The sequence below is a fragment of the Roseateles sp. P5_B10 genome (genome assembly GCF_056400485.1).
On record NZ_JBFULE010000582.1, the window covers coordinates 1 to 3,446 of the forward strand.

Genomic DNA, 3,446 nt, shown 5'->3' on the forward strand with positions numbered 1-3,446 from the left:
CTGGAGGCTCCGGGCGATTGCGTCGTCTACAGCCTCACAGCCGAGGAGATGGCCTTGCTCTACTACCAGAACCCCAAGCTCGGTTTCCACGTCATGCGCCTCGTCGTCGCGCGCCTGATGCGTGATGTGCAGCGCCATCGACCCGAAAACGGGTTGCCGTCGGCATGAGCGGTGCGCTGGACCGCTGAAGGCGGCCGAGGCCGTGGCCTGGATCACGCCGCAGCGGGGTCTTGAGGCGGCCCGACAGACCCGGTCAAGAATTCCCCGCAGCGGCGGCTGTCGGCAGCTCCTAGGCTTGGAGCCATGTTGTCCGTCGGCCCTTTCACCCCTCAGGCGAGCCGGCGCGTCAGCTGCTGGGGCAGCCTGCCGATGGAGGTCAGCCTCAACACGGCCGCCGAGCTGCGCTTGCAGTGGCTGGTCGAGCTGGACGGCTCGGCCGTCGAGCAGTTCGACGCTGCTGACGCCCAGAGCCTGCTGGTCCTGGCCCACGCCTTGAGCGCCCGTGGCCAGCGCCTGCGGCTGACGCGGGCCAGCGATGTCCTCGTCCATGCCTGCCGCGCACTCGGTCTGGCGGATCTCATCGCCTCCACCGCCCACGAGCAGGGCTGAGAGGCGTCCGACCGATGGCGATGCCGGCATTGCATGAATCCACCTATGCCCGGCTTGCGGCGCTGATGGAGGTGGCGGTCGGGCTGAGCTTGCCGATGGCCAGGAAGGCCGCAGTCGCGTCCCGTCTGGCGCCGCGGCTGCAGCGCCTGGGCCTGGACAGCTATGAGGCCTATGTTGCGCTCATCGCCAGCGCCGAGGGCGGTGGCGAGTGCCAGATGGCTGTCGACCTGCTGACCACTCCTGAAAACCATTTCTTCCGTGAGTTGATGCATTTCGACCTGCTGGAGTCCGAACTGAGCCGTGTGCGTCCGCAGCGCCCGCGGCTGTGGAGCGCGAGCACTTCCTTTGGCGACGAGGCCTACAGCCTGGCCATGCTGCTGGCCGACCTGCAGCAGGCCGGGCGCGTCGGCGCGGATTGGCTGGTGCTGGGCACCGACATCAACGAGCGGCGGTTGCGCAGCGCTGCCGAGGGCCTCTACCCGCAGGCGCAACTGCGCCAGGTCACGCCGGAGCGGCTGCGCCGTTACGGCCTGGGCGGCGACCCGGCAGGCACCGGCCTGGTGCAGGTGCAGGCCGGCCTGCGCGAGCGCGTGCATTTCGAGCGCCACGACCTGCGCGCACCACTGCACGGCGCTCAGGGCTTTGATGCGATCTGGCTGCGCCAGGTGCTGGTCTATTTCGATGCGGCGACGCGCCAGGCCGTCCTGGCGCAAGTGCTGGCGCGGCTGCATCCCGGTGGCTTGTTCTTCGTTGGAACGGCCGAGCAGGGCCTGGTCACGACGCCGGGCCTGGAAGCGCTGGCCCCAGGCGTCTTCAGAAAACAGGTCTAGATCAGCTGCAGCGGCGCGCGGAAGACATAGCCGACCCGCGACTTGCTCTGCAGCGGCACGAGGGTGGGCGTGGCGCGCTCGATGCGGCGGCGCAGGCGGTAGATGGTGGCCGACAGGCCGTCGTCGGTCTCGCCCTCGGGCACCTCGCGGCCGAGCTTGTTCAGCAGGGTCTCGCGCGTGACCGGTTCGCCGCCGGCCTGGGCAAAGCATTCCAGCAACTGGCGGTCGGCCTCGCTCAACTGGATGCGCGTGCCGTCGGGCACGACGAGCTCGCCACTGGCGCGGTCCAGCTTCCAGACCGCGTCGGCCGCCGAGGGCTTGGCAACGCGGCGCTGCACGGCGGCAATCGCCAGCGACACCTGCTCGAACTGCACCGGCTTGACGAGATACATGTCGGCGCCAGCCGTGATGACCTCGCGGAAGACTTCCGGCCCGAGGCGCCCCGACACGACGACGACGCCGGCATCGGTGCGCCGGCGCAGGATCTTGATCAGCTCCACGCCGTTGACGCCGGGCAGCATCAGGTCGACGAGATAGAAATCAAAGGCAAAGGCATCGGGTGAGGCCAGCAGCGCATTGCTGTCGTCGAAACGGCTGACCGCGATGCCCTGCTGCTCCTGCAGATGCTGGGTCAGGAACTCGGAGTACTCAGCGTCGTCATCGATGAGGGCGAGGGTCTTGGGTTGCATGGTGGCGGGGGACACGAGAGCAGCCGCGGAGTTTGCCGCATGACTGGGGCGTCAGCATGCCTCGGAAAGCCTCTTGAACGTGGTTTGCTGCACGTTTTGGGTCATAAATGACTGACACTAGGCGGACGCTGTGATAAATCAAGCCGCCAACGAGCGGCACGAGGAGACCGCGATGGCCGATGACGTGCAAGCCGAAGGCCCAGACGAGTTGACTTGGCTGCATCCGGGCCAGCGCGCGGCGCCGCCCGAGGCGCTGCGACGCATCCAGGTGCTGTGTGGCAGTCGGCCCGACCTGTTCGCCGCCATGTTCCTCGTGCTGGCAACCCACCAGGAGCTGCCGCGCGACATGCTGGCCGCGGCGATCAAGCAGTTCCGTGCCGACCTGGATGCCTACTCGCGTGATGATGTTGTCAGCTTGCTGACAGCCATCTGGAATGGCGGCAAGAGCGGCTTCGACGCGGTGCTGCGCACGCGGGCCAATTCACCCAAGAAGGGCGGGGGCGCCTTTTCCTGGGTGAAGGAATGAGCCTCAGCCCTTGAGGCCGAGCTTGCGCCAACCCTCCACGCCCAGCTTGTCCAGCGTTTCTAGGTTGTTCTCGTAGATGGACGCCGTGTCGGGCATGGACTCGACGGCGCGCTCGATGCTGTCTTCGCGCAGGATGTGCAGCGTCGGGTAGGGCGAGCGGTTGCTGTAGTTGGCGATGTCGTCGGGCTCGCTGCCTTCGAACTGGTAGGCGGGGTGGAAGTCGGCGATCTGCAGGATGCCGTCGAGCTTCAGTTCTTCCACCAGCGCGTCGGCCGCGTCCAGGAAGTCGTTGAAGTCGAGGAAATCGGTCAGCACATTGGGATGGATGACCAGCGTCGTGTCGACCTCTTCCGGATCGGCACGGTTGAGCGCCAGCAGTTCGCGGGCCAGGTCCTTCAGCAGCGCCTCGGGCTCGGTGGCGTCGCTGACGACATAGCGGATGCGCTCGTTGACGTGCACGGCCTTGGCGAACGGGCAGAGGTTCAGGCCGATGACGGCCTTGACGACCCAGTCGCGGGTGTCCTGGATGATTTGCTCGTGATTCATCGCGGTGTATTCAACCAGGCTTCAGCCATCCTGACCCACATCGAGCCGCCCAGCGGAATCAGCTCATCGTTGAAGTCATAGCTCGGGTTGTGCAGCATGCAGGGCCCCATGCCATGGYCACCGACGCGGTGGCTGCCGTCGCCGTTGCCTATCAGGAAGTAGCAGCCGGGCTTGTCGAGCAGGTAGTAGCTGAAGTCCTCGGCGCCCATGGTGGGCTCGAACTCCTGCACGTTGTCGGCGCCCACC

At 66.8% G+C, this 3,446-nt stretch carries 5 protein-coding genes and 1 pseudogene; 3 read left to right on the top strand and 3 right to left on the bottom strand.

The window, feature by feature from the left end:
- The first annotated feature begins 303 nt into the window (after positions 1-303).
- Both AC1DU6_RS24200 and AC1DU6_RS24205 read left to right on the top strand, forming a co-directional pair.
- Positions 304-609 (top strand): hypothetical protein, encoded by a 306-nt coding sequence (locus tag AC1DU6_RS24200; protein ID WP_457322738.1) that lies wholly within the window; start codon positions 304-306, stop codon positions 607-609.
- 14 nt (positions 610-623) lie between these two features.
- On the top strand, positions 624-1,439 hold the full coding sequence (locus AC1DU6_RS24205; protein WP_457322737.1) for a CheR family methyltransferase: 816 nt from the start codon (positions 624-626) through the stop codon (positions 1,437-1,439).
- Here AC1DU6_RS24205 and AC1DU6_RS24210 read toward each other — a convergent pair.
- On the bottom strand, positions 1,436-2,128 hold the full coding sequence (locus AC1DU6_RS24210; RefSeq protein WP_457322736.1) for a response regulator transcription factor: 693 nt from the start codon (positions 2,126-2,128) through the stop codon (positions 1,436-1,438). The genes AC1DU6_RS24205 and AC1DU6_RS24210 overlap by 4 nt on opposite strands.
- A 172-nt stretch (positions 2,129-2,300) precedes the next feature.
- On the opposite strand from AC1DU6_RS24210, the gene AC1DU6_RS24215 reads away from it, so the two are divergent.
- Positions 2,301-2,654, top strand: a complete 354-nt coding sequence (locus AC1DU6_RS24215; RefSeq protein WP_056202726.1) for a hypothetical protein — start codon at positions 2,301-2,303, stop codon at positions 2,652-2,654.
- A 3-nt stretch (positions 2,655-2,657) separates the two neighbouring features.
- Here AC1DU6_RS24215 and AC1DU6_RS24220 read toward each other — a convergent pair whose 3' ends face one another.
- Positions 2,658-3,200: a DUF1415 domain-containing protein gene (locus AC1DU6_RS24220; protein WP_457322735.1), complete on the bottom strand. Its 543-nt coding sequence runs from the start codon at positions 3,198-3,200 to the stop codon at positions 2,658-2,660.
- Positions 3,197-3,446: pseudogene (locus tag AC1DU6_RS24225) on the bottom strand (amidohydrolase); the annotation flags it as partial. The pseudogene AC1DU6_RS24225 and the gene AC1DU6_RS24220, both read right to left, overlap by 4 nt.